21 protein-coding genes are annotated in these 23,817 nt (G+C 67.1%); 6 read left to right on the top strand and 15 right to left on the bottom strand.

Features of this window, described 5'->3' with window-relative positions:
• Window positions 1-120: 120 nt before the first annotated feature.
• The 5 genes from C9424_RS05465 to C9424_RS05445 form a co-directional block, all read right to left on the bottom strand.
• Complete coding sequence (locus tag C9424_RS05465) at window positions 121-1,710, bottom strand: long-chain-fatty-acid--CoA ligase (RefSeq protein ID WP_237563305.1); 1,590 nt, start codon at window positions 1,708-1,710, stop codon at window positions 121-123.
• Window positions 1,707-2,903: an acetyl-CoA C-acetyltransferase gene (locus C9424_RS05460; RefSeq protein ID WP_116765881.1), complete on the bottom strand. Its 1,197-nt coding sequence runs from the start codon at window positions 2,901-2,903 to the stop codon at window positions 1,707-1,709. The genes C9424_RS05465 and C9424_RS05460 overlap by 4 nt, the downstream gene beginning before the upstream one ends.
• Window positions 2,904-2,978: 75 nt before the next feature.
• Window positions 2,979-4,235, bottom strand: coding sequence for an acyl-CoA dehydrogenase family protein (locus tag C9424_RS05455; protein ID WP_116765880.1), 1,257 nt, complete (start codon window positions 4,233-4,235; stop codon window positions 2,979-2,981).
• A gap of 141 nt (window positions 4,236-4,376) precedes the next feature.
• Window positions 4,377-5,096, bottom strand: coding sequence for a TetR/AcrR family transcriptional regulator (locus C9424_RS05450; protein ID WP_116765879.1), 720 nt, complete (start codon window positions 5,094-5,096; stop codon window positions 4,377-4,379).
• 162 nt (window positions 5,097-5,258) lie between these two features.
• Entirely contained in the window at window positions 5,259-6,929 is a 1,671-nt protein-coding gene (locus C9424_RS05445; RefSeq protein ID WP_116765878.1) for an MFS transporter, read from the bottom strand.
• Window positions 6,930-7,195: 266 nt separating this feature from the next.
• Between C9424_RS05445 and C9424_RS05440 the strand changes: the two genes are divergently transcribed.
• The gene (locus C9424_RS05440; protein WP_116765877.1) at window positions 7,196-7,783 is read left to right on the top strand and encodes a TetR/AcrR family transcriptional regulator; all 588 of its coding nucleotides are present in this window, start codon (window positions 7,196-7,198) and stop codon (window positions 7,781-7,783) included.
• Between the two features lie 27 nt (window positions 7,784-7,810).
• Here C9424_RS05440 and C9424_RS05435 read toward each other — a convergent pair whose 3' ends face one another.
• From C9424_RS05435 to C9424_RS05410, 6 genes are all read right to left on the bottom strand, one after another.
• Window positions 7,811-9,550, bottom strand: coding sequence for a CocE/NonD family hydrolase (locus tag C9424_RS05435; RefSeq protein WP_116765876.1), 1,740 nt, complete (start codon window positions 9,548-9,550; stop codon window positions 7,811-7,813).
• Window positions 9,543-10,511 (bottom strand): MBL fold metallo-hydrolase, encoded by a 969-nt coding sequence (locus C9424_RS05430; protein WP_116765875.1) that lies wholly within the window; start codon window positions 10,509-10,511, stop codon window positions 9,543-9,545. The genes C9424_RS05435 and C9424_RS05430 overlap by 8 nt, the downstream gene beginning before the upstream one ends.
• On the bottom strand, window positions 10,508-11,440 hold the full coding sequence (locus tag C9424_RS05425) for an alpha/beta hydrolase (protein ID WP_116765874.1): 933 nt from the start codon (window positions 11,438-11,440) through the stop codon (window positions 10,508-10,510). The genes C9424_RS05430 and C9424_RS05425 overlap by 4 nt, the downstream gene beginning before the upstream one ends.
• Before the next feature lie 4 nt (window positions 11,441-11,444).
• Window positions 11,445-12,572 carry an FAD-dependent oxidoreductase gene (locus tag C9424_RS05420; protein ID WP_116765873.1) on the bottom strand — a complete coding sequence of 376 codons (1,128 nt, stop codon included), beginning with the start codon at window positions 12,570-12,572 and terminating at the stop codon, window positions 11,445-11,447.
• Window positions 12,573-12,651: 79 nt separating this feature from the next.
• Window positions 12,652-13,605: a phosphotriesterase family protein gene (locus C9424_RS05415; RefSeq protein WP_116765872.1), complete on the bottom strand. Its 954-nt coding sequence runs from the start codon at window positions 13,603-13,605 to the stop codon at window positions 12,652-12,654.
• Between the two features lie 49 nt (window positions 13,606-13,654).
• Window positions 13,655-14,668 carry a phosphotriesterase gene (locus tag C9424_RS05410; protein WP_116765871.1) on the bottom strand — a complete coding sequence of 338 codons (1,014 nt, stop codon included), beginning with the start codon at window positions 14,666-14,668 and terminating at the stop codon, window positions 13,655-13,657.
• A gap of 338 nt (window positions 14,669-15,006) precedes the next feature.
• On the opposite strand from C9424_RS05410, the gene C9424_RS05405 reads away from it, so the two are divergent.
• The 3 genes from C9424_RS05405 to C9424_RS05395 all read left to right on the top strand — a co-directional run bounded on the left by C9424_RS05405 (window position 15,007) and on the right by C9424_RS05395 (window position 17,148).
• Window positions 15,007-16,179, top strand: coding sequence for a cytochrome P450 (locus C9424_RS05405; protein WP_116765870.1), 1,173 nt, complete (start codon window positions 15,007-15,009; stop codon window positions 16,177-16,179).
• Window positions 16,176-16,370 (top strand): ferredoxin, encoded by a 195-nt coding sequence (locus tag C9424_RS05400; RefSeq protein WP_116765869.1) that lies wholly within the window; start codon window positions 16,176-16,178, stop codon window positions 16,368-16,370. The genes C9424_RS05405 and C9424_RS05400 overlap by 4 nt, the downstream gene beginning before the upstream one ends.
• A 163-nt stretch (window positions 16,371-16,533) precedes the next feature.
• Window positions 16,534-17,148, top strand: coding sequence for a TetR/AcrR family transcriptional regulator (locus C9424_RS05395; protein ID WP_116765868.1), 615 nt, complete (start codon window positions 16,534-16,536; stop codon window positions 17,146-17,148).
• Between the two features lie 297 nt (window positions 17,149-17,445).
• Here C9424_RS05395 and C9424_RS05390 read toward each other — a convergent pair whose 3' ends face one another.
• From C9424_RS05390 to C9424_RS05375, 4 genes are all read right to left on the bottom strand, one after another.
• A complete protein-coding gene (locus C9424_RS05390) occupies window positions 17,446-18,204 on the bottom strand; it encodes a maleylpyruvate isomerase family mycothiol-dependent enzyme (protein WP_116765867.1) in 759 nt (252 codons plus the stop codon).
• On the bottom strand, window positions 18,204-19,040 hold the full coding sequence (locus C9424_RS05385; RefSeq protein ID WP_116765866.1) for a fumarylacetoacetate hydrolase family protein: 837 nt from the start codon (window positions 19,038-19,040) through the stop codon (window positions 18,204-18,206). Before C9424_RS05385 ends, C9424_RS05390 begins: the two co-directional genes overlap by 1 nt.
• Window positions 19,040-20,170: a cupin domain-containing protein gene (locus C9424_RS05380; RefSeq protein WP_116765865.1), complete on the bottom strand. Its 1,131-nt coding sequence runs from the start codon at window positions 20,168-20,170 to the stop codon at window positions 19,040-19,042. Before C9424_RS05380 ends, C9424_RS05385 begins: the two co-directional genes overlap by 1 nt.
• Before the next feature lie 164 nt (window positions 20,171-20,334).
• Window positions 20,335-21,156 carry an IclR family transcriptional regulator gene (locus tag C9424_RS05375; protein ID WP_116765922.1) on the bottom strand — a complete coding sequence of 274 codons (822 nt, stop codon included), beginning with the start codon at window positions 21,154-21,156 and terminating at the stop codon, window positions 20,335-20,337.
• Between the two features lie 15 nt (window positions 21,157-21,171).
• Here C9424_RS05375 and C9424_RS05370 point away from each other — a divergent pair, with 15 nt between their 5' ends.
• Both C9424_RS05370 and C9424_RS05365 read left to right on the top strand, forming a co-directional pair.
• Complete coding sequence (locus C9424_RS05370) at window positions 21,172-22,557, top strand: MFS transporter (RefSeq protein WP_237563304.1); 1,386 nt, start codon at window positions 21,172-21,174, stop codon at window positions 22,555-22,557.
• Entirely contained in the window at window positions 22,550-23,806 is a 1,257-nt protein-coding gene (locus C9424_RS05365; RefSeq protein WP_116765864.1) for an FAD-dependent oxidoreductase, read from the top strand. Before C9424_RS05370 ends, C9424_RS05365 begins: the two co-directional genes overlap by 8 nt.
• The last annotated feature ends 11 nt before the right edge of the window (window positions 23,807-23,817 follow it).

Genomic DNA, 23,817 nt, shown 5'->3' with positions numbered 1-23,817 from the left:
CTTGGATGACTTAGTGCTGCCGGCTCGGCCCGGATGCGGCCATGGCACGGTACAGACATCCCGCGCAAAGATCTTGTGCAACGATCACGCGCTGCGACGTGACCGCTCCGGTCGAGTCTTCTAGGTGCCGACGGACTCGGCCGCCAGGTTGCGCTTGAGGATTTTTCCGCTGGGCCCGAGGGGGAGCTCCTCGAGCAGCCTGACGACGCGGGGATACTTGTACGCGGCGAGTTGGGCGCTCGCGAATTCCATCAGCTCTGCCTCGGTGGCCGTGGCTCCGGCGTCGAGCACGATCGCGGCGGCAATTTCCTGGCCGTGGACGTCGTGCGGAATGCCGTAGACGGCGGCGCTGACGACTTCCGGGTGGGTGAGGAGGATTTCCTCTACCTCGCGGGGGTACACGTTGTAGCCGTTGCGGATGATCATGTCCTTCTTGCGGTCAACGATTCTCAGGTAGCCGTCGTCGTCCTTCGTGCCAAGGTCCCCGGTGCGGAACCAGCCGTCGACGATCGCCTCGGCGGTGGCCTCCGGCCGGTTGAGGTAGCCCTTCATCAGGAGGTGTCCGCGGATGACGAGCTCGCCAAGTTTGCCGCAGGGCAGCAGTTCGATGCTTTCGACCGTTTCGGCGCGGGCAATTTCGATGTCGACGCCCCAAACCGGGACGCCGATCGTGCCGGGCCGGGGCGCTGTGCCGACGTGGTTGAATGCGGCGACGGGGGACGTCTCGGTCAGTCCGTAGCCTTCGTGGATCTCCACGCCGAAGACGTCGCGGAACTTGTCCATGACTGCCAGCGGGAGGGATGCACCGCCGGAGATGCCGTAGCGCAGGGCGGCCGGACGGACGTCGACCGTCTTGGCCGCTTCAAGGAGCGCCACATACATGGTCGGCACACCGACGAAAATGTTCACCTTGTGCCGTGCCATCAAGTTCAGGGCGCCAGCGCCGCTGAAGCGGGGCATCATGACCACAGTGGCGCCCGCGCGCAGTCCCGTGTTGAGAACGACGGTCTGGCCGAACGTGTGGAACAGCGGCAGTCCGCCGAAGAGGACGTCGCCGGGCCTGAAGTCCATGACGCTGGTCAGCAGGACGCTGGTCTGTTCCACCAGGGCGAAATGCGTGCCGAGGGCGCCCTTTGGCTTGCCGGTGGTGCCGGAGGTGTAGAGGATCGTGGCGGTGTCGGAGGGCCGGCACGGGACGTAGCTGTCGATTGGCCGGGACGCGGCGGCCTCGTCCTCGAGCCGCGGCAGGCCGTCGTCGTCGGGCGCCATCACGGTCAGGAGGTCGGTGCCGGTGGTGGCGGCGCCCGCAGCGCCTTCCTTCAGCAGGGATGCGGCGCAGATCAACATCCTAGCGCCGCTGTCCTGGAGCACGTATTCGATTTCGCGTGCTTTGAGCAGCGCGTGCACCGGAACGACGACGGCGCCCAGGGCCAGGATTGCGTAATACACCCGGGCGAAGTCCGGGACGTTGGGGATCAAGACGGCGACGGCGTCTCCGGGGCCGATGCCCCGGGCGCGCAGCGCCCCGGCGTAGGCGCGGGTCTCACGCCAGAGGCTGGCGTAGCTGGTCTCGTCCTCGCCGACGATCAGGGCGATGCTGTCCGGCGTCCTGCGTGCGGATTCGGCCAGGATGGCTGCGACGGAGATGGTTCCAAAGCCGTCGTCGTGGTTGGTGGTTTTCATGGCCTGCTTCTTCGTTGTGATGGTCATGCCTTGAGGATCAGGGCGTCGCCCTGGCCGCCGCCGCCGCAGAGGGCGACGACGCCGATGCCCCCGCCGCGGCGCTTCAGGGCTAGCGCCTGATGTAGGACAAGGCGCGCGCCCGAGGCCCCCACCGGGTGCCCGAGAGCGATGGCGCCTCCCTCGGCGTTGATAGCGTCCGGCTCGATGCCGAGGTCCTTGGCGGATTGGAGGAGCACGGACGCGAAGGCCTCGTTGATCTCGACCAGATCAAGTTCCTGTGCCGTCAGGCCCTCGCTCTTGAGGGCGCGTTCTATTGCGCGGGCGGGCTGGGAGTGCAGGGATCCGTCCGGTCCCGCTGTCTGGCCGTGGGCACCGATTTCGGCGATCCACTCGAGCCCTGCAGCTTCGGCTGCCGCCTTGCTCGCGATCACCAGGGCCGCGGCGCCGTCGGAGAGCGGCGACGAGGATCCTGCGGTGATGGTTGCCGTTGCGGCTTTCGAAAAGGCCGGACGGAGTTGCGCCAGGGATTCGGCGGTGGTCTCGGGGCGGATTCCCTCATCGTGCCGGAGCGTCAGTGCTGGCCCTTTGCGCTGGGGGACGTCGATCGGGGCGATCTCGTCGGCGTACAGGCCGGCGGCGCGCGCCGCTTCGGCCCGCTGATGGGACCGGGCTGCGACAGCGTCCTGCTCGGCCCGGGTGATGCCGCGCTCGGCGTTTCCCGCGTCGGTGGCCTCGCCCATCAGCAATCCGCTCACCGGATCCTGCAGCCCGTCGCGGTTCAGCGAGTCGAGCATCGGAGCGTCCCCGATGACGACGCCGGCCCGGAGCCCGGGCACCAGGTGGGGTGCGTTCGTCATGGATTCCTGACCGGCAGCAACGATGAAGTCTGCCTCACCGGCGCGGATCATTCGAGCCGCGTCGATCACGGCTGTCAGCCCGGAGAGGCACAGCTTGTTCACCGTCACGGTGGGCACTTCCCAGCCGATCCCTGCGGCCAGGCTGGCCTGGCGTGCGGGGCCTTGGCCTGCTCCGGCCTGGATCACCTGGCCGACGATGACCGCGTCGATCTGCTCGGGGGCGACGCCGGTGCGGTCCAGCGCGGCGCGGATGGCGTGGGCGCCCAGCTCGCTTGAGGAGAAAGCCGTGAGGCCGCCGCGGAAGCGGCCGAAGGGGGTCCGGGAGCCGCCGAGGATGACAGGGATGTAGGCGTTTTGGTTCAAGAAAAGTCCTTTCGGGGTGACAGGCACAGTGTGGGCCAGGCAAGTGGCTAAGGCAGGCGGCTCAAGGCCGGTGGGTCAGGCGAAGGCGGAGATGCCGGTGATCCCGCGCGCGATGATGAGGGCCTGCATCGTTTCGGTGCCTTCGTAGGTGTGGATGGCCTCGATGTCGGCGAGGTGCCGGGCGACGCGGTTTGCCAGCAGGATGCCGTTGCCGCCGAGGAGATCCCGGGCATTGGAGGCTATGGACCGGGCGGTGCGCGTGCACGTGTATTTGGCGAGTGATGCCTGTTCGGGCGTGAGTGCCCCTTCTTCGTCGAGGCGGCTCATCTGAACCACCATCAGCTGCATCGTGGCCAGTTCACTGAGCATCCGGGCGAGCCGTTCCTGCACGATCTGGGAGGCGGCCAGTGGCCGGCCGAACTGCTGACGCTGCTTGGCGTATTGGACCGCGGTTTCGTAGCATGCGGTGGCATGCCCGACGGCGGACCACGCGACGCCCAGCCGTGTGGCCAGCAGGACCCGTGCCGTGTCTTTGAAGGACCGTGCCCCCGGCAGCACGTTCTCGTGCGGGACAAAGACGTTTTCCAGCCGGATGTGGGCCTGCCAGATGGCCCGCAAGGCGAGCTTGCCTTCGATTGTTGTGGCGGTGTATCCGGGGGAGTCCTGCGGGACCAGATAGCCGTGAACCTGGCCGTCTTGGCCGCGGGCCCAAACGACGCTCACTCCGCCGACGGAGCCGTTGCCGATCCATTTCTTCTCGCCGTTGAGAAGGAACCCGCCCGCCGTCCTGGTGGCCGTGGATTCCAGGGCCACCGCGTCCGAGCCGTGGGTGGGTTCCGTCAGCGCGAACGCGGCGAATTCCTTGCCGTCGGCGATCCCCGGAAGCCATCGTTTCTTCTGCTCGGCCGACCCGCACTCCGCGATGGACCGCAGGGCCAGGCCGCCCTGTACGGCGATCATTGTGGCGACAGAGCCGTCGCCGCGGCTGATTTCCATGGTCACCAGCCCGGCCGCAGTCCTGCTCATCGGCGCGAAACCGTCCACCTGAACTCCGTCGCGCAGCAGGTCCAGTTCGCCGAGGCGGCTGACCAGGTGCATCGGGTATTCAGCACGCTCCCAGTAGCCGTCAATGGCGGGAAGGACCTCGTTCTGGACGAAGTGGCGGGCGCGTTCCCAGTAGCCGCGATCGGCGCCGCTGATATCGGCGAATAGGGCCGCTGGGTCGGTGCCCAGTGCCTCGGTCAGGACATAGTCCGGTTCTATGGTGCCGACGGGAAATTGGCCCGCCGGCTCTGCGGCGGTGAACCCGGTAGCGGGTGACGTCGTCGTCATCTGTTCGTCCTCTGTCTCGCGTCGGGGCCTGGGCGCCCACGTGCCGTGGCTCACACCACGTCGACTAAGGATGCATTGAAACGCAGTTCCACGTCAAGGAACTCAGTGTCAGCCCGTGCGTGTCAACGTCGGGACAGTGCGTCAGGACAGGGCGTCGCGGACCGCCTGCACGATCGCGTCCTTGTCTGCGCCCGCCGTCAGCACGGTGACTACAACGGCAGGGGACGCATGGGATGCCGGAGCCGGCGCTGGCGGGCCGTACAACGCCGGCCGGAAGATCCCGGAGAGAGCCCGGAGTTCGTTCGCAAGCGCAGTTGATCTCTCCCGGTCTGCCGCTGCAGTTTCCGGGGCAGTTGCTGTTGTGCGGAGCCATCGCCGGAGGAAGGCGTTGTGCACGGCGACCGCGGCTGCGGCGAAGGCAACAGCTTTGTATTCACGGTGCTCGCCGTCAGGGATCTTATCCAGCAGGTGCAGCAGGAACGCCCTCTCGTATCGGTGGGAGGTGACCAGCTCCCGGTCCCGGAGGGCCGGCACGGTCTGCATCAGCTCATACCGGGCTCGTGACGTTTCCGGGTTCCGTACGTGGTGGTTGAAGACCAGCAGCGCCGCGTCCTCGATCGCTGCGAGCGGTTCCTGCATCGATTCCGCCAGTCGTTCGGTCACCTGCCCCAGGATTCGCTCGTGGTCCGCGAAAACAACGTCCTCCTTTGATCCGAACTTCCGGAAGAAGGTGCTGCGGCTCATGCCCGCGGCGTCCGCAAGTTCGTCAACGGACGTTGCGTCATAGCCTTTCGACGCCAACAGCCCGATGGCGGCGGCTGTGGTTCCGTCGGTATCGTGGCTTGGCGGGTGCGAGATCATGCGCCGAAATCTAGCACAACTACGGGGCCCGTCCCGACGGGCGACGTCAGCGCGGCCACCCGACCGGTCGGCCGGTGAGGGGTCGGCCCGCGCCGCAGGCCCGCCAGTCATCGAGGGCTTCGATGGCAGGCGGGCCCGGGGGACTGCAAAGGCTCAAACCGTTCAGGACTGGGTGGATTCCACCAGGGGATCCACGAAGGCCTCGGCGGCGGGGTGGGTGTCGCGGACGCCGTGCAGGCCGATGAGGGTGAGCAAGGCCGCGGCGGCCGCCGCGATGGCGCAGACGATGAAGGCATCGGAGAAGCCGTTGCCCAGGGACTGCAGGGCGAGCTCGTGAGCTGCGGAGCCGGGTGCTCCCGGCGGCAGGCTGTTGAGTGCGATTGGGCCGCCGGCCTGGAAGATCGCGTTGGCCGGACCGGCCTGGTCGGCGGGGAGCGTGGCGGTCTGCAGCGAGGCGCCCAGGCTGGCTCCGGCGGTGCTCAGGGCCACGGCGCCGGCCAGCACCGGGCCGAGGGCGAAGCCGAGGTCGCGGAGCAGGTTGGTGGTGGCGCTGGCCATGCCGGCCAGGTGCAGGGGGACAGTGTTCAGGGCGATCGCGGTCATCGGGCTCAGGGTCAGGGCGAAGCCGACGCCGAGCAGCAGGGCCGGGGTGATGAACGGGGTCATGGACATGTTCGTGACGTCCAGGCCGGAGGCCATCAGCGCGCCGGCGGCCATCAGGAGGAAGCCCGCGGTGAGCATCCAGCGGCCCGCGACGCGGGTGAGCAGGCGGGAGATCAGCGGAACCAGCACGAACGTCGGGCCCTGCAGCAGGATGAACAGCAGGCCGATGTTCATGGGGTTCTGGTGCTGGACCGGGCCGAGCCACATGCTCAGCGAGAAGAGGCTTCCGAGGAACGCGAACATCCCGACGACGGCGACGATCGAGGAAATGGTGAAGCCGCGGTTGCGGAACAGCCGCAGATCCAGCAGCGGCGATTCGACGCGCGTCTCAATGAGGACGAACGCGAGCAACAGAGCGATGCCGGCGACGAACGAGAAGATCACGTGAGGGGCGCCCCAGCCGTCTTCGGGGCCCTTGACGAGGCCGAAGAGGACAAGGATCAGGCCGAGGGCAAAGGTGATCTGGCCCCACCAGTCCGGCTTGCGGCCCTGGGCCGCCTTGTGTTCTGCCGCGACCAGCAGCGCCAGGATCACGGTCAGTACGCTAAGGACGGCAACCGTGCCGTAGGCGCCCCGCCAGGAGCCGAGGCTGGCCAAGGTGCCGCCGAGCAGCGGTGACAGCGCCGCACCGACGGACAGGAATCCCGCCCACATGGCAATTCCCCTGGCCCGCGCCCGCGCATCGTGAGTGACGGCGGCAACGAGGGCGAGGGAGGCGGGGAAGATGGCTCCCGCGCCGAGGCCGTTCAGGGCCGAACCGATCCACATCGCCTCAACGGTCGGAGCCAGGGTGCAGACCAGTGAGCCGATCGCCATGAGCAGGGAGCCGCCCATGACAAGCTTCTTGTGGCCGAGCTTGTCGCCCAACAGGCCAAAGGTCAGCTCGAACACGACGACGGGGATCATGAACGCTGCCGCGATCAGGGTCAACTGGGACCCAACGGCGTTGAAGGTCGTCTGGAACTCGCCATTGAGCGAGCCGGGAAGCGCGTTGGCGATTTGCGCGACCATCACGGCGACGGCGGCCGTTGCCAGCGTGCCTTTCACCCGCAGCCGCGGAAGCGCCAACTGGGCGGCATCGGTGGCAGCTTCGGCAGGGGACTGCGCGGCAGGCGGTGCCTGCTGCGGCGGGTAGGTCTGGGGTGGAACGGTTCTGGGATCAGTGCTCATGGAAAACTCCTTTGTCTGATACGAGCAATCGGGTGGAGCGGGGTGAAGAACGAGGCGTCCGACGGCGGTCAGTGGTCGGGGAGGCGGCGCCGGGTCACGATGGCGGGGGCGGTGCCGCCGGAATCAAGGCCCCTGAAGCACGGCACGTTGTCCTCTTTTCGCGTCGTCGCGATGGCACCCGGATGTGATGTCGGTAACAACATAGGCATTGACTATACATGGTGTCAAGTCAAATTACATGGTGAACCTTGCATTACTCTGGGGGAGTGGCAAGCATTCGAGAAGCTCAGAAGCAGATGACCCGCCGGCTCTTGCTCGAGAAGGGGCTGGAGCTTTTTGAGGAGAAGGGGTATGCCGCCACCACGGTGGATGACATCGCCGCTGCCGTAGGCACCACCAGGGCCACCTTTTACTCGCATTTTCCTTCCAAGGGCCAGCTCATGCGGTCGCTGGTCGAGCGCTCCAATCAGATGCTGACCGAGGCGGATGTCCCGCCGCTGCATTCAGTGGTGGAATCCGGGGACCGTGAGCTGATCCGGACCTGGCTTGCGCGCAAATTCGACCAGTGGGCGGAGATCCGCCCTTACGTGGTGGCGGCGCATCAGGCGGCGGCCAGCGAACCCGATATCCAAACGGCTCTTGATCAGTGGTTCGACTCGGCGATCGATGACATGCAGGCGGGCCTTGACCGGGCCGGGCGGTTTGACCCGATCAGCCGCCGGGTGCGGTGCGCGCTGGCCTTCGGGGAACTAGAGTTCTTTTCCCGGCGCTGGATGCGGCTCGGCTGGACGGTGGACCGCGATACTTCGCTGGAGCTGATGGTCCAGAACTGGTGCTTCCTGCTGGCTGAGTGAGCAGGAAGCACCAGATGACCGGTAGGGTCAGTTCGCCCGGTGCCCCGCCGCCTTGCCCCTGGTGAACGGCAGCACCAGCCTGGACTGGTGGGCGGCGTCGCGGTAGATCTTATGGGTCACGGGCCGGCCCACCGGCAGGTGGAAGGCATCCGGCGGCAGCAGCGAATTGTGCTCGTCGGCCAGGGGCTCGCCGTTCGAGAGTTCCACCGTCAGCTTGTGGCCGGGTTTGAACGTGTTCGCGAACGGGTAAAGGCGCAGCACATACTCCTCGACCGTTCCCGGTTCCACGGGAACGGAGCGGGTGTGCGGGTGGTACGGGTTGCCCTCGGTGGTCCGACCGTCGAGCTCGCGGTGCGAGGCCTTGAGGTAACCGCTGGTGATCAGCTGGCGTTTGCCGTTGGGAGCGTAGTCCCACAGGCGAAGGATGAAGTTGGTGTCCGGCTGGTCGATCTCCGCGAAGATGTGCGCGGCGCCGGTGCCGATCAGCTCCGTGTCCGCCTCGAACGGCTCCGTGCTCCAGCTCAGGATCTCCACCTTGTCCGTCACCGTCAGCGGCGCCTGGTAGAAACCGTCCGGGGCCGCGTACTCCGTACCCATCGGCTCCGGCTCCCTGGACAGCCTTTGGCGCGGGCGCAAATACAGGGACGTGTATTCGATGTCCTTCGGCGGCCACTGGTCCGCGGTCACCACCTCGCGGGAGCCCTCCACGAAGACACTCACGGCGGGCTCGTCCATGACGCGGTTGTCGATGCCCTTGATCCAGTAGTCGTACCACCGGAACATCTTGTCGTGTTCCTCGATGAACGGGCGCGACTGCATCGGCGGGTAGGGACCGATGTCGAGCTTCTTCGGGCCCTTCAGCTCGTTGAAAAGCTCGATGGTGCCGTCCAGGGTCCAGCCGCGGCCCTGGTCCAGCTGCAGCCACACCGGGATGTCGATGTTCGGGGCCAGCGTGATCGGGTTGCGCTCCTCATACCAGTCCCCGTCCAGCTCGTTCATGACGATGTCGAACCAGGCTTCGTGGTTCTTCGGGTAGTTCAGGACGTGGACCAGGTTCGGCCAGGCGGCGACGTCCGGGTCCTGCAGGCGCTTCTGGACGAGCTTCTTCAGCTCCTCGGGGGAGTGCTTCTCGATCATGCGGGACTTGACGTTGTCGGTGAACGCCCAGCCGGAATCTCCGCCGCGGCCCTCGCGGGCGGCGCGGGGCATGAACCACATGATGCCACCGTGGTAGGTGGTCTCGTAGAAGTCGTAGTGGCCGCCGGAGACGAAGATCGCCTTGAGGTGCGGCGGGCGCTCGGCGGCGGCGAGCACCTGCATGGAGCCGAAGTAGGAGATGCCCACCATGCCGACGTTGCCGTCGCACCACGGCTGCTCCGCGACCCACTCGATGAAGTCGTACGCGTCCTGGCCGAGCGAGACGCCGCCGGCGTTGTAGTTGCCGATGTGCTCACCGCCGGAGTGGCCGGAGCCGCGCAGGTCACCGATGACGTGGACGTAGTCCTCCTTGACGATGCGGGCAATGTCGCCGGCCTCGATGCAGCCGTCCCACATCGGGCTGGGGCGCCGCTGTGGCGGCGTAGTGAGGGCCAGCGCCTGCAGTTCCTTGCCGTACGGGCTCAGTGCCACCAGCGCCGGACGAGGCTTGTCGTCGGTACCCTGGTATGCGTCCGCGGCGAGCTCGACGCCGTCGCGCATCGGGACCCGGAGGTCTTTGCGAACGGCAATCTTCCCCCCGCCGGCGTTCAGCAACTGGAAGTCATCCATGAGTGCTTGTCTCCTCATCTTCGGTCAAATGGTCCGACGTCGTGCGGTAGCCGTGGAGCGTCGTGAAGAACGGGGACGGCTCCAGGGTGGGGTCCCCGGCGAAACCAAGGTCCTCGGCTACGCGGGCGAAGGGTGAGTATGGCGAGTTCGTTTCCTGCAGTCCGGCAGCCAGGCAGCCGCAGGCCGCATTATTGACGCGAGCTTCGATCTCCAGGCTCCCTTGAAGCGCCTCCCGGGCCTGCCCGGCGTCGAGCTCCACGCCGAAGGGTGTGCCATCCGCGCGGCGATACGGGTGCCCCAGGTAGAGGTGGCGCGGACGGATTTTATCGCTGAGGTACTGGAGGCTTGAGCGGTAGCCCTCCGGGTCCGCGAATCCGGGGAATCCGTTGGCTGCACCGTGGACCTGAACGGCGTCGCCGACGAACACGTCGTTTTGTCCGTCGATGACATAGGCCACCGACCCAGGAGTGTGGCCCGGAATCGAGTGGACCGAGACGCTGACGTCACCGCCAAGGGAGATGGTCTCACCCCCGCGCACCACCATCGTCGGCTCCATCTCGCCGGAGATGACCGCGTTCGTGGCCTCGGTAAGTTTCGCCTCGCCGTCGGGGTCGTTCAGATACTGCCCCCGTCCGGACAGGTATTCGTCCACGTGGGCCCGGCGCGAGCGCAACAACGGTGCGTCGGCCTCGTGAATCACCACCTGCGCGCGCCGGCCGGTGAGCTCCCACAGGGCGTACGCGCCGCCGATGTGGTCGATGTGTCCGTGGGTCAGCAGAATCCAGCGGACGTCCTCGATCCGGCGGCCGATCGCCTCCAAGGCCGGCACCATGCCCTCGGCGGGCGAGGACGCGATCCCCGTGTCGATGATGGCGGGCTCCGGGGCGTCGATGTAGAAGCTGTAGAGACCGAACCGGCCCCATGGGGAGACCATGGGATGAACAGCGACTGACTTCGTCATCGCCCGGCCCTCGCGTTCAGGAATTCACCTGTCTCCTCGAATGCCCGGTAGAACTCCGGGATCCAGGAGAAGTTCTGGACGAAACCGTGGTTGGCCCCCGCGTAGCGGCTGACTGTTGCGCCGACGCCGGCCTCTTTCAGGCGCCGCCCGTAGAGTTCGCCCTCGTCCCGCAGGGGATCGTGCTCTGCCGTGATGACGAGGGCAGCAGGCAGGCCGGCGAGGTCCTCGCGTTTGATGGGGGAGACGAGGGGATCCGCCGGGTCCGCCCCGTTCTCGAGGTAGAACGAGTTGAACGGCAGCAGGCCCGCCGTCTCCAGTCCGTACCCCTTCGCATTCTCCCGCAGCGACGCGTAGCGGTCGACGTCGAAGTCCAGGTCCAGGGAGGGATAGAACAGCACCTGGTGCGTGATCGCCGGGAACCCGTCGTCGTGGGCCTGCGCGGCGACGGCGGCCACGAAGTTGCCGCCCGAGCTGTCGCCCGCGATGGCGAGGTTCTTCCCGTCCCAGCCCAGGCTGTGGCCCCGCGCGGCGGCCCAGCGGACCACACCGTAGCAGTCGTCGAGGCCGGCCGGGAAAGATGCTTCGGGGGCCAGCCGGTAGCCGACCGAGATGACCTTGTAGCCGGTTTCCTTGGCGAGTGCCCGCGCCACGTGGTCGTGGGTGTCCAGGCTGCCCAGGAAGAACGCTCCGCCGTGGAAGTACACCAGCAGTCCGTAGGCGTCAGCCTCCACCGGTGTGTAGATCCGCACCGGCACGTCGCCCGAGGGCGCCACTGCCGTGGCGTCCTCGACGGAGTACAGCGGACGGCGGTCCTCGAGTGCGGGAACCTGCGCGGCCTCGCCGGCCCGCATGGCCTCCGGATTCAGCGGCGAACCATCGGGCGCCGGCAGGGTGCTGAGGATCTTGGCAATTTCGGGATGAATCGTCATGGCGTCAGACCTGTGCCTGAGCCGCGGGCTTCTGGGACGCGGGCTTCTGACCAGGGAAGACGTCGTTGACTTCTTCCTCGGACCACCCCTGACGCGAGATGCGCTGCAGCTCGTCCGTCACCGGCTTGCGGGTCGACTGGAACAGGGCCAGCGCCTCCTTGACGGAGTCGGCCTGCGCGAGGGCGTCGGCCAGTGCTCCGGCATCCTCGATCGCCGAGTTCGCACCCTGGCCCTGGTGGTGCAGCATGGAGTGCGCCGCATCGCCCATGAGGACGACTGAGTCGGTGTGCCAGGAGTCGACGGGGTCGATGTCGTAGACGGCGCGGATGTTGACGGTGTCCATGTCGAGGTCGCGGGCGATGCCCACGATCCGCTCGTCGAAACCTTCCACAGTTTTCAGGAGTTCTTCCTTCGTGATCGTGGGTGCCCAGGTGCCGTCCGGATTCAGGGCGGTGATGTCGAAGGACATCTGGTTGCGGTGGCGCAGCGGCAGGAGGTAAACCTTGGTGCCCCTGCCCATGTACATCCGCAGGTTGTCGTCGACGGCCATCCCGTGGGCGTTGTCGGCGGAGATGACCACGCGGTAGGCGTGTTCGCCGGAGAACACGGGGCCCTTGTCGCTGAAGAGCTGCTCGCGCACCGCGGACTTGATGCCGTCTGCACCGACCACCAGGTCGGCCTCCACGGTCTCCCCGTTGGCAAAGGTCAGGACAGAGCGGTCGCCCTTGTCCTCGATGGTCTCCAGCCGGTGGCCGAGCTGCACCATGCCCTCGGGAAGCACGCCGAGAAGGGCTTCGATGAAGTCGCGGCGGTGGATGAGGTACGTCTGCTTCTCTTCGCCGAACTCGGGCCAGGTGTCCTTCATGATCGGCTCACCGGTGGCCGTGAGGATCTCAAAGTAGTCGCTCGCCGAGCTCACCTTGGCGATCGCGTCAAAGATTCCCCACTGGCGGAACCGGGCCATGGTGGCCGGACGCAGGCCAATGCCGGCGCCGACCTCTCCCATCTGGGGAGCCTGCTCGTAGACCTTGACGTCTGCACCGAGCAGGCTCAGGGCCTTGGCCGCCGCAGCGCCGCCGTAGCCCGCGCCGACGATGGCGATCTTGAGGTTCTTGATGTCTTCAGCCTTCATGGTTTCATCTCTTTCTTGGCTCTTTCTTGGCCCGGGCCGTGTCTGGTGGAACGGGTAAGTTGTGCTGGTCTGTCCGGGGTCAGGCGTGCAGCGACAGGAAGTCGGCCGGGTTGTCCTCGAGCAGGAGTTTGAGGGTGGCGTCGTCGATGCCGGCCGCCCGCATGTCCGGGATCATGTCCTCGAAGATGTAGTTGATGGTGTGGCCCTTCACGCCAGGCCAGCCCAGGGGGCTGCAGTTGGCGTCTGCCGAGACGAGGAGCTTGTCCGCATAGCCCTTGTTGACGAGCTTGACGAAGTGCTCCATGCGTTCGTCGCGCTTGCGGCCCCAAAACGGCGGATCCGGCAGCTCGAGGTCGTACCCGAACGTATCGAAGCCGATCCGGCCGCCCTGCTCGTAGATCCAGTCGTGCGGGGTGATCGGAGCGTTCAGGCCGTCGTCGGCGTGGCCGAAGAGCACGCGGTCTAGGGACAGGCCCTCTTCGTTGAAGATGGACACCGCCGGCTCGGGGTCGATGGCCAGATGCGTCAGGATCGGCGCGCCGGTCACGACGGCGGCACGGGCCGCGGCCCGGTAGATGCGCTTGTCGAGGTCCGTCATTCGTCCGCCGCGGCTCACACCGACCTTGATGACGCCGGCCTTGGCGCCCGTGTTGCCGATGCCGACGGTGATCTCGTGGATGAACACTTTCGCCAGGTAGTCCACGGTGGCGCGGGAGAAGTGCGGCAGGGCGGTGTCGCCGCCGACGAAGCCGGTGCAGGCCACGATGTGCACGCCCGTCTTCCGGGACAGGGATTTGTAGTAGTCGACGTCGCGCCCGTTGCAGATGCCGGTGGCGTCGACAAAGGTACCGCCGCCGTATTCGCGGAATTTCCGCAGTTTCGGCACGGTTTCCTCGTAGGCCTGCTCGGGCGACTTCCACCACGTGGTGTCCAGCTCGGACCCGGGCATGCCGTAGCCGATGTGTTCGTGGACCGCCACGATTTCCAGTTCTTCGGCCGGGATGGTTCCCAGCACGGTGTTGACCTTGGTCATTCGTTCACCTCAGGGGTCGAAAGCTTGTTGTGGGAGTGCCGACGCGTGCTTAGCGCACGGTCAGCAGGTTGCGCGGGTTGTCCACGAGGATGCGCCGGGCGTCTTCGTCGCTCAGGCCGTGGGTCTTGAGGTAGGGCACGAACGTGGACAGGACGTGGCTGTAAGGCAGGTTGTACTCCGGCAGCCCCTTGGCCACGCCGATCGAGTTGCCCGAAAGGATGATCTTGTCGGCATGGCCGGCCTTGACGAGCTCGAACACCAGTTCGGCGCGATCGTGGTCGGTGAGGTAGTCCGCGTGGTCGTTCAGGCCCACGTGGTCGATGCCGACGAAGGCTCCGCGGCCGGCCACCTTGATGGCGGAGCCGGCGGCGTCCTTGCGGTCCAGGTCGCCGACGAGCACCCGGTCGGCCCCGATCTGCTCGTCCAGCACGATGTCCAGATCGTGCAGGGCATCGGCGCCGAACCGAATCGAGACCGGGATGCCGGTGTTCCTGGCGGCGCGGGCGGAACCGCGGAACAGGCTCTCCTCGGTCGGGGTCATGCCGGCGCGGTCGGCGATGGTGGCCACAATGCCGGCGGCGGCGCGGCGCTCGACCCGGGGTACCACCATCCCCTCAGTGACCTCCCTGCCGAAGAGGTCGCCGAACTTTTCGGCCGGCCAGGGGGCGGGCGGGTTGGTCTGCGGGGTCAGGAAGTATCCGCCGAGTTCTTCCTCCGGGCCCAGGCCCGTGGAGGCGACGATGTGGACGCCGGTGGAGCGGGACAGGGCCTCGTAAAGCTTCAGGTCGCGGCCGTGGAACATGCCGGTGCTGTCGACGATCGTCTGCCCGCCGTGCTCGCGGAAGTCCTTGAGCTTCGCGGCCAGTGCCTCGAAGATCTCCGCCCGGTCCATCGTGATGTCCGGGGCGTACTGCGCACCCGGGAGCACCGACAGCAGGGCCTCGTGGACCGCGACCACACCCAGTTCATGAGCGGGGACGGGGCCAAGGACCGTATGGGCGGTGGCTCGATCGACGGTGCCGGCGAACGCGTCGCCGGTGTCGACGGGGGTGGGGTGAATCACTTGCTTCTCCCTTGAAGTTCGGGTGCTGAATGCAGGGGTGCCGCCGGGCCTGGCCAGACCATCGCTCCGATGCGGTGTATCCAGCGTCACATCTTTCTTTACAGTATGTCAAGTAAATAAACGCGACGTATACCCGGTACTTCGTGGCGTTCATGAAACCGACGAATCGTAAACTGTATTGACATCATGTAAACCCTGGCGTCAAGATGTGTGGAGCGCCACATCCGCCTCCGGCCTTGGCCGGAGCCCGGTAGAGCACCGGGGAATGCGCCGCAGCTATCGTCCAGGCTGACGGGCCTCACACCCTCGGCCCACCCCCCATCCGCAAGGAGAATACTGTGACTGCACCCGCAGAATCCGGCATCGATATCTGGGACGACGACGTCCTGGTCGACCCCTACCCCACGTACGCCGCGCTGCGCGAGCAGGCCGGCGTCGTCCACCTGCCCAAGAACGACCTCTACGTTCTGACGCGCTACGACATCATCCGCGACGTACTCGGCGATCCGGCGACGTTCTCGTCCACCACCCTTGGCTTCAACCCGATGGTCAACGAGGCGCTGCAAGGCACCTCGCTTGCCTCAGACCCGCCGCTGCACACCCAGCTGCGCGCGACGCTCTCCGAGAACCTCACTCCCCGCGCACTGCGCGGCCTGAAGGTCATCATCGACGAGAAGGCGGACAAGCTCGTCGCCGACCTCGTCGCCGGCGGAAGCTTTGAAGCCATCGACTCCCTGGCGCGAGCTTTCCCGCTTGAGATCGTCGCCGACCTCATCGGCTTCAGCGGACACGTCAAGGACAACATGATGCGCTGGGGGCAGTCCGCGATGCAGGTCATCGGGCCGATGAACCAGCGCACCCAGGAGAGCTTCCCGATCGCCGGCGAGCTTTACGGCTGGTGCTCGTCAGTTACCGCCGGCGACCTCGCCCCCGGCTCGATCGGCCGCGGGATCTTCGACGCTGAAACGCGTGGCGACATCCCCGAAGGCTCCGCCGGGCACATCATCCACCAGTACCTCGGGGCAGGCGTCGATACAACGATCGCCTCGATCGGAAACATCATCGCCCTGTTCGGCCGCCACCCGGAACAGCTTGAGCTTGTCCGCGAGAACCTCGACCTGGTGCCTGCAGCCTTCGCGGAAGTGCTGCGCTATTGGGCCCCCGTGCACATCTGGGGCCGCACAACCACCCGCGAGGTTGAGATCGACGGAGCCACCGTTCCTGCGGGCGCTCAACTGGGCATCCTCTTCGGCGCCGGCAACCGGGACCCGCGGCACTACGAAAACCCCGACACCTTCGACATCACGCGCAACCCGGTGGACCACCTCTCCTTCGGCTACGGACCGCACGGCTGCGCCGGCCAAGGCCTGGCCAAGCTCGAGGCCCACGCGATCATTGACGCGCTTGCCCGTCAGGTGAAGTCACTGTCCATCGCGGACGGGGTCCGGGTGCCGAGCAACATCACGCGGAGTTTCGAGAAGCTTCAGGTCGTGAAGGTGGTGGCATCGTGAGGATCGAACTCGACCGGCCACGCTGCGAGGGGCACGGCCTCTGCGAGGAAGCCGCGCCCCGGCTGATGCACCTCGACGATGACGGCCAGTTGGTCATCGATGCCCCGGAGGTGGACGGTGCCGACCTCGACGCCGCGAAGGCGGCCGTGAGGGTCTGCCCGGTCGCCGCGCTCCGGCTGGAAGCTGCATAGCGGGGCGCGGGCCCGGCGTCGTCGGCAACGGCATCGCCGGGCTCACGGCGGCGAGTCACTGCGCTCTGCCGGCTTCGACGGCGGGCTGACGCCGGTCCTGCCGCCCCGGGACCGGCGTCGCCCGCCCGGGCCTGTCGCCGCACAACAAAGTTAGGATTGGTCCATGTCGACGTTGCGAGAAGCCCAGAAAAAGCTCACCCGCGACGTGATCGTGGAGCGGGCTCTCGAGCTTTTCACCGACAAGGGGTACGCCGCGACCACCATCGATGAGATCGCCGCGGCGGCCGGCACCACCCGGGTGACTTTCTACGCGCACTACCCTTCACGCAGCGATCTGATGAGGGACTTCATGGTGCGCGTCAACGCGGTGCTCGACCGTGAGGACGGCCCGGGGATCGGCTCTACCGCGGCCGACCTCGTCGACGTGGTGCGGGCAGGCGAGCTGCCGGGCATCCTGGCGTGGCTGGAGTCGCGGGCGGCGCTCTGGCCGGTCTTCCGCCCATACCTCGACGTGCTCGAGGAGGCCGCCGCCGTCGATCGCGACGTGCGCGCCCTGGTTGAGGGATGGCATGAGGAGGTCATCTCCGACCTCGTCCGCGGAATGAAGCTCGCAGGGCGCTTCTCGGAGGAGACGCACCACATTCGCGGCACTCTGGCCTTCACCTCACTCGACTACGTCGCCACGCTCTGGACCCGACGCAAGTTTGAACCAAACCGCGAACACGCGCTCGAGGTGCTTGCCGATAACTGGTACCACCTGCTCTGCGACGAAGGCTGACCCTGGGCGCTGGTGTTCCTGGCTCGCGCGCAGTACATGGTGGTTCGCGATGGCACGATCGTGAACCTGGCATTGCCGCGGCTCCAGATCGAGATGGGCATCAGCGACTCCACGGGCTAACCCGGGCCGGCGTCGCTGCGGCGGCGGTCCGGGGGCACTTTGGCGCGGACACGCCGTCAACCAGGGCGCCGGCGTCGGACATTGCCCTCAAAGTGCCCCCGGACGGAGACAAGCGCGCGCGAAAGCGGGAGGCCCCTCGCCGAGGGGCCTCCCGCTTTAGGATTGTTTAGCCGGCTCTCAGATCCACTTCGGGGCGGGGGGAACCGTCCCGGTGGTGGCTGCAGCGCCCGGCCCGGCGGCGGTGACGCCGCTGTTGCCGCGGCCGGCGGCCCATTCGACGACGGCGGCGAGCGGTCCGGAGACCACCGTGGGGGAGTCCGACGTCGCGTCCCCGAAGGTGAGGTCGCGGTCCGTGACCCTGACGACGAGGTCCTTGTCGGTGCCGCGGGTGTGCCAGGCGCCGGTGATGTCCTTGAGGAGCCGTTCCAGGACGGGCGCCGGGATGTCGTGGAAGGCGGCGCCGTTGTCCAGGTCCACAGCGTGCATCCAGACTTCGCGGCTGCGCATCCAGACCGTTTCCGTGGCGGGCACTTCGCGGCCCTGGATAGTCCGGACCTTGTGGTGCCACGCGTCCTCGGGCAGGTCCCGCCACTCGACGTTCAGGTGCACGGCCGAGTGGTCGAAGAGGTGCCGTAGCGCGATCGGACTCAGCGTGGCGCCGAAGTCAATCTCGTGGTCCCGGACGTCCGTGGAGGCATACATCGGGGATTCGACGCCGGTGGCCGCCCACTCGATGAGCCGGGCGATGGCCCGGGCGTTGTAGCCGATGTGCGCGGTGATGTGGCGGCGGGTCCAGCCCGGCAGCAGCGAATCACCGTCGAGCTCCGTATCGGAGAGCTCGTTGAGCTTGCGGGCGAAGAACGCCGTCCCGCGGCGTGCCTGCAGCAGGGCCGCGAGCAGCTCCGGGTCCGTCGTCTGGTCGTGGCGGGCAACCATCAGGCTTCCTTGATGACGCGGTTCTTCAGCTGTCCCAGTCCCTCGATGGTGGTGACCAGGAGCTGGCCTTCCTGCAGGTAGCGCTTGGGGTCCTGGGCGTGGCCGACGCCGCCGGGGGTGCCGGTGGCGATGACGTCGCCCGGGTTCAGCGTGATGATCGTGGAGATGTAGGACACCAGGTATTCGGGGGTGAAGACGAGGTCGCCCGTCGGGGTCTGCTGCTGGATGTCGCCGTCGACCGCGGAGGTCATCAGCGGGCCGGCGGTGAACTCGTCCTTGGTGACCAGGGCCGGTCCGAACGGGGTGGACTTTTCCCAGGTCTTGCCCTGCAGCCACTGGATGGTGCGGAACTGGTAGTCGCGCATGGACACGTCGTTCAGGACGGCGTAGCCGGCGATGTGGGCCGGGGCGTCGGCTTCGCTGATCCGGCGGCCCTTTTTGCCGATAACGACGGCGAGTTCGGCTTCCCAGTCGACGGCGTCGGATTCCTGCGGGAGGGCCAGGTCATCGTTGGGGCCGATCAGGGATTCCTGGTACTTGGCGAACAGGGTGGGAAATTCGGGGACTTCCCGGCCCATTTCCTTGATGTGGTTGCGGTAGTTGTGGCCCACGCAGATGATTTTGCCGGGGGAGGGGACGACGGCGGCCAGGTCCGCTCCCTCGAGCGGGTGCGTGGCGCCGGCCGCTGCCTTCGCGGTGGCTTCCCAGTCCGGGGTGCGGAGGAGTTCTCCGACGTCGGCGAAGCCGTCGATCTCGGTCAGGGTGTCGCCGTCCTGGCGCACAGCCTTGGTAACTGTTTTTCCCTCAAAGGGGAGTCGGAGGGTGAGGAGTCTCATTACTTGGTGCGTCCTTCGATGTAGGTGCGGTTGAAGTTCAGCCGTTCGAAAATGGGGGCGTCGCTGAAGCGGAAAAGATCGAATTCCGTGTCTGCCTGCAGTGACCAGGCGGCCCAGGACGGGACGACGAAGAGGTCGCCCTTGGCCAGGGTCCTGGTTTCGCCGTTCAGGACCACGGAACCGGTCCCTTCGAAGACCTGCCACACGCTGGAGCCGACCTCGCGGACGGTTTCGGTGGTGGCGCCGGCGCGGAGCCGGTGGAATTCCGCCCGGATGGTCGGCATGACGTCCCCGCCGGTGGTGGGGTTGGTGTAGCGGACGGCGGCGTGGCCCTGGGACACGGTGGCCGGGTGGCCCTCGTCCTCGAGGAGGAGCTGCTCGGTCAGGGCCCGGTCCGTGTATTCCCAGCGGTACGCCGCGATGGGGGAGCTCGTGGTGTCCTCCAGTCCGGAGAGCGGGCGCAGGCCAGGGTGGGCCCAGAGGCGTTCGGAGCGGGAGATGTCCGGCGTGGCCTCGTCGGTGACACGCTCGGTGCCGAACTCGAAGAACCCGGCATCGGCGTAGTGCACGAACGGGATGTCCAGGCCGTCGATCCAGGCCATCGGCTCATCGGTGTCGTTGTGGTGGCCGTGGAAGTTCCAGCCCGGGGTCAACAGGAAGTCCCCGCGGGACATCCGCACCGGGTCCCCGTTCACGACCGTCCACACGCCCTCGCCCTCGACGACGAAGCGGAACGCGTTCTGTGAGTGGCGGTGTTCGGGGGCGGTCTCGCGGGCACCGAGGTACTGGATGGCCGCCCACAGCGTGGGGGTCGCGTACGGCGTACCGGCCAGACCGGGGTTCGCCAGGGCGATCGCCCGGCGTTCCCCGCCGCGGCCCACCGGGACCAGATCGCCGGCGCGGGCGGCCAGCGGGTACAGATCGCTCCACCGCCAGACGTGGGCCACCGCCTTGGGGGTCGGCACCATCGGCATCAGGTCCGCGATCTCGGTCCACAGCGGGATCAGGTTCTCCCGGTCAAAATCCCGGTAGAGCTCCTTGAGCTGGGCGGCTTCTTCGGGCGTCGGCTCCGGAGCAGTAGGTCCCGCGGCCACTGATTCATGAGTCGTGTTCTCGGCGCTGATGGACACGTGGGCCTCCTCGGTAGGTCAGAACAGTTCTTTGGCGTAGTTCGACTCTACGGATGTGGAGGTGTGACCCCCAACATATTCTGCCAGTCAGAATTTTTGGATGGTTCCCCCGGGTGCCCGGCGGGGTACCCCGCTGTGTGCCCTGCCGCACACTCGGCGCGCACTCAGTCCGGCTCGGCCGGATTAGCCGCGATGTCGATTTCCAGCTGCCGGCAGGTTTCCCGCAGCGCGGGGACGAGTCCGGCGTCGAAGACCCGGCGGAACCGGGTCGAGGGAGTGGCGACGCTGAGTGCGCCGACGACGTGCCCGTGCCGGTTGTGCAGGGCCATCCCGAGGGCACTCACCCCTTCCTCCGTCCCCTCAAAATTGGCCGCGAAGCCGTTGCCGCGGATGGACTCAAGCTCGCGCAGGAACGCCGGGTACTCCGCGGCGGGAATGGTATCCCCGCCAATCTCGGCATTGTTGCTGCGAAAGAGTTGGTCGATCATGTGGGGTTCCAGTTCGGCGAGCATGGCCTTGCCGCCCGACGTCTTGTTGGCGGGCATGACCGTCCCCTGCCGGTCACCAACCCGCAACACGTTGTTCCCCTCCACCGTGGCCAGGAATCGCACTTTGGTGCCCACCCGCACCATAAGGTTGACGGTCTCGTTCAGTTGCGCCGAGAGCAGCTCCATGTGCGGCTGGGCGAGCGAGCGCAGGAGCCTGGTCCAGCTCAGGCCCGCCGGCCCGACCCCCATCGCCGCCCCGGGAACATAGCGGCGGTTTTCATCCTGCACGGCAAAGCCCCGGTAGACCAGCATCGCCAGGAGCCGGTGGGCGGTGGAGGGGGCTACGCCGAGCTCGGCGGCGGCGTCCTTGAGCCGCAGCGCGCCCCCGTCGCGGAGCAGCTGCAGGAGTTGCAGCGCATTGTCCACCGCCTCGATGGAATAGGTCGGCCGCTTTTGGACGGGCTTCCGGGTGGACTTGGCTGGCGGGTTGTTCTGCACATCAGAATTGTATTGTTGTTCGTCTGCAATCTCCATGACAGTAGTGGGATGAATCACACACCTTCCGCTGCAGCGCCGGAGCGGCCGACACCGGGTCTTCCCGGCCCCACTACCGCTGATGGGCCTGCATCACGGTTCTCCAAAGGCTCGGCAGCGGCCGTCCTCGTCTGCTGGCTCCTGGTGGTCTTCGATGGCTACGACCTCATCGTCTACGGCACCGTCCAGTCCTCACTGATTTCTGAGACCGGATGGGGCCTGAATAAGGCCACCGCCGGAACGATCGGCTCCATGGCCTTCGTCGGCATGATGATCGGGGCGATCTTCGCCGGACGCATGGCCGACTCGTGGGGCCGCCGCCGGACCATCCTGGGCTGTGCCATCGTTTTTTCGATCTTCACGATCCTCTGCGCGTTCGCGCCTAGTGCCCCGGTCTTCGGCGTCCTGCGGCTCCTCGCCGGCATCGGACTCGGCGGGCTGGTGCCCTCGGCCAATGCGCTCGTGGCCGAACTCGTCACGCCCAAATGGCGCTCCACCGTCGCCACCCTGATGATGTCCGGTGTCCCGATCGGCGGATCCATCGCCGCCCTCGTCGGCATCCAGCTGATCCCCGCGTTCGGCTGGGAGTCCATGTTCCTGGTCGCCGTGGTCGCCCTGATGGTCGTGGTGCCGCTCGGAGTGAAATACCTTCCGGAGACCCTGGACCCGGCCGGTGCCGCAGGCCGGGCCGCCCGCAAGGCCGCCGGGAAAGGGCATGCGGTCAACGAGCCGTCCGGCTTCTCCTCCCTGCTCCGCGCCCCGTACCTGGGGGTGAGTGTGCTGTTCGCCCTGGCAACGATCGCCACCCTGTTCGCCTGGTACGGCCTCGGCACCTGGCTGCCGAACCTCATGCAGCTGGCCGGCTACAACCTGGGCTCCGCCCTGACCTTCGCACTGGCCCTCAACCTGGGTGCGGTGGCCGGCTCGGTCATCACGGCTTGGGCGGGCACCCGCTTCGGTCCGATCCCGACGGCGATCGCCGCGGCCGCCGTCGCTGCCGGAGCCCTCGTGGTTCTTGTGAGCGGGCCGCCCGTCGGCGTCGTCTACTTCATGCTGGTCCTCGCCGGCGTCGGCACCCACGGCACGCAGTGCCTCATCATCGCCGCCGTCGCGAGCCACTATCCCGGACACCTGCGCGGAACCGCGCTGGGCTGGGCGCTGGGGACGGGCCGTATCGGCGCCGTAGCCGCACCCCAGATCGGTGGCCTCCTGCTGGCCGCCGGACTGGGCGTCAATTCCAATTTCCTCGCCTTCGCTGGTGCAGCCGCCATCGCCGCGGTACTGCTGGCCGCCGTCGGCCTCAAACTCAAGTCCAAACTCTCAACCTCACCCTCACTCACATCAACAGGAGCAAGCAATGTCTGAGCACGCCACGTCCACCGATGTCCTCGTCATCGGAGGGGGAATGGCCGGACTGGCCGGAGCCCTCGCGCTGCGTGAAAACGGCGCCAACGTCACCCTCGTGGAGCGGGCCCCCGAATTCGGCGAGGTCGGCGCGGGCCTGCAGATGGCCCCGAACGCCTCCCGCGTCCTGCGGCGCTGGGGCTTGCTGGAAAAGGCGCTGGAAATCGGCGTCCAGCCCAGGCACCTGGTCTTCCGCGACGCCGTCACCGGCGAGGAGCTCACCCGCCAGACCCTCGGCGGGGAATTCGAGGAACGCTACGGCGCGCCGTACGTCGTGATCCACCGCAGCGACCTGCACCGGGTCCTGCTCGAAGGCTGCGAGGCGGCGGGCGTCAAGCTCGTCAACGACGTCATGGTCGAGAGCGTTGAAACCGTCAACGGCCGCGGCGTGGCCCACACCGCCGCCGGCGTGGACTACGAGGCCGACGTCGTAATCGGCGCCGACGGACTCAAGTCCACCCTGCGTCCGCTCGTGGCCAACGATGAGCCCGTCCCCTCGGCCTACGTCGCGTACCGCGGCACCGTCCCGATCACCGAAAACACGCCCAAGGCCGACCTCGAAGACGTCATCGTCTACCTCGGACCCGACTGCCACCTCGTGCAGTACCCGCTGCGCAAGGGCGAGCTGCTGAACACCGTGGCCGTCTTCAAGTCCGCCTCGTTTGAACGCGGCGAAGAGCAGTACGGCGGTGTGGACGAGCTGGAGGCCGCGTACAAGGATTGTGTCCCCGCAGTTCAGGAAGCGCTCAAGAACCTGGCCACCGGCATCCGCTGGCCCATGTACGACCGCGATCCGATCGAAAACTGGGTCGCCGGCCGGATGGTGCTGATGGGCGACGCCGCGCACCCGATGCTCCAGTACCTCGCCCAGGGCGCCTGCCAGGCGCTCGAGGACGCCGCCGTGCTGCAGGACGCCACCAATGGCACCGTCTTCACCCAGGAAGGCGTCAACCCGGACGCCTGGGACGGCGCGATCAAGGAGTTCAATGACATCCGCGCCGGCCGCACGGCCCGGGTCCAGCGCACCGCCCGCGTCTGGGGCGAATCCTGGCACGTGTCCGGACTGGCCCGGACACTGCGCAACCTGCTCTTCAAGAGCCGGAAGGACAACGACTTCCAGTACAACGACTGGCTGTACGGCCAGGACGGCGACGGCGTACCGGCCGTCCGCCCGGCCAGCTCGAGCCTGACGGAGCGGATTTCCGCCTGACGTTTAGGCCA

It is taken from the genome of Arthrobacter sp. H-02-3 (assembly GCF_003097355.1).
GTDB classification, from domain to species: Bacteria; Actinomycetota; Actinomycetes; order Actinomycetales; family Micrococcaceae; genus Arthrobacter; species Arthrobacter humicola.
The sequence above is the reverse complement of the archived record's forward strand: the minus strand, read 5'-3'. Positions and strand labels throughout refer to the sequence as shown.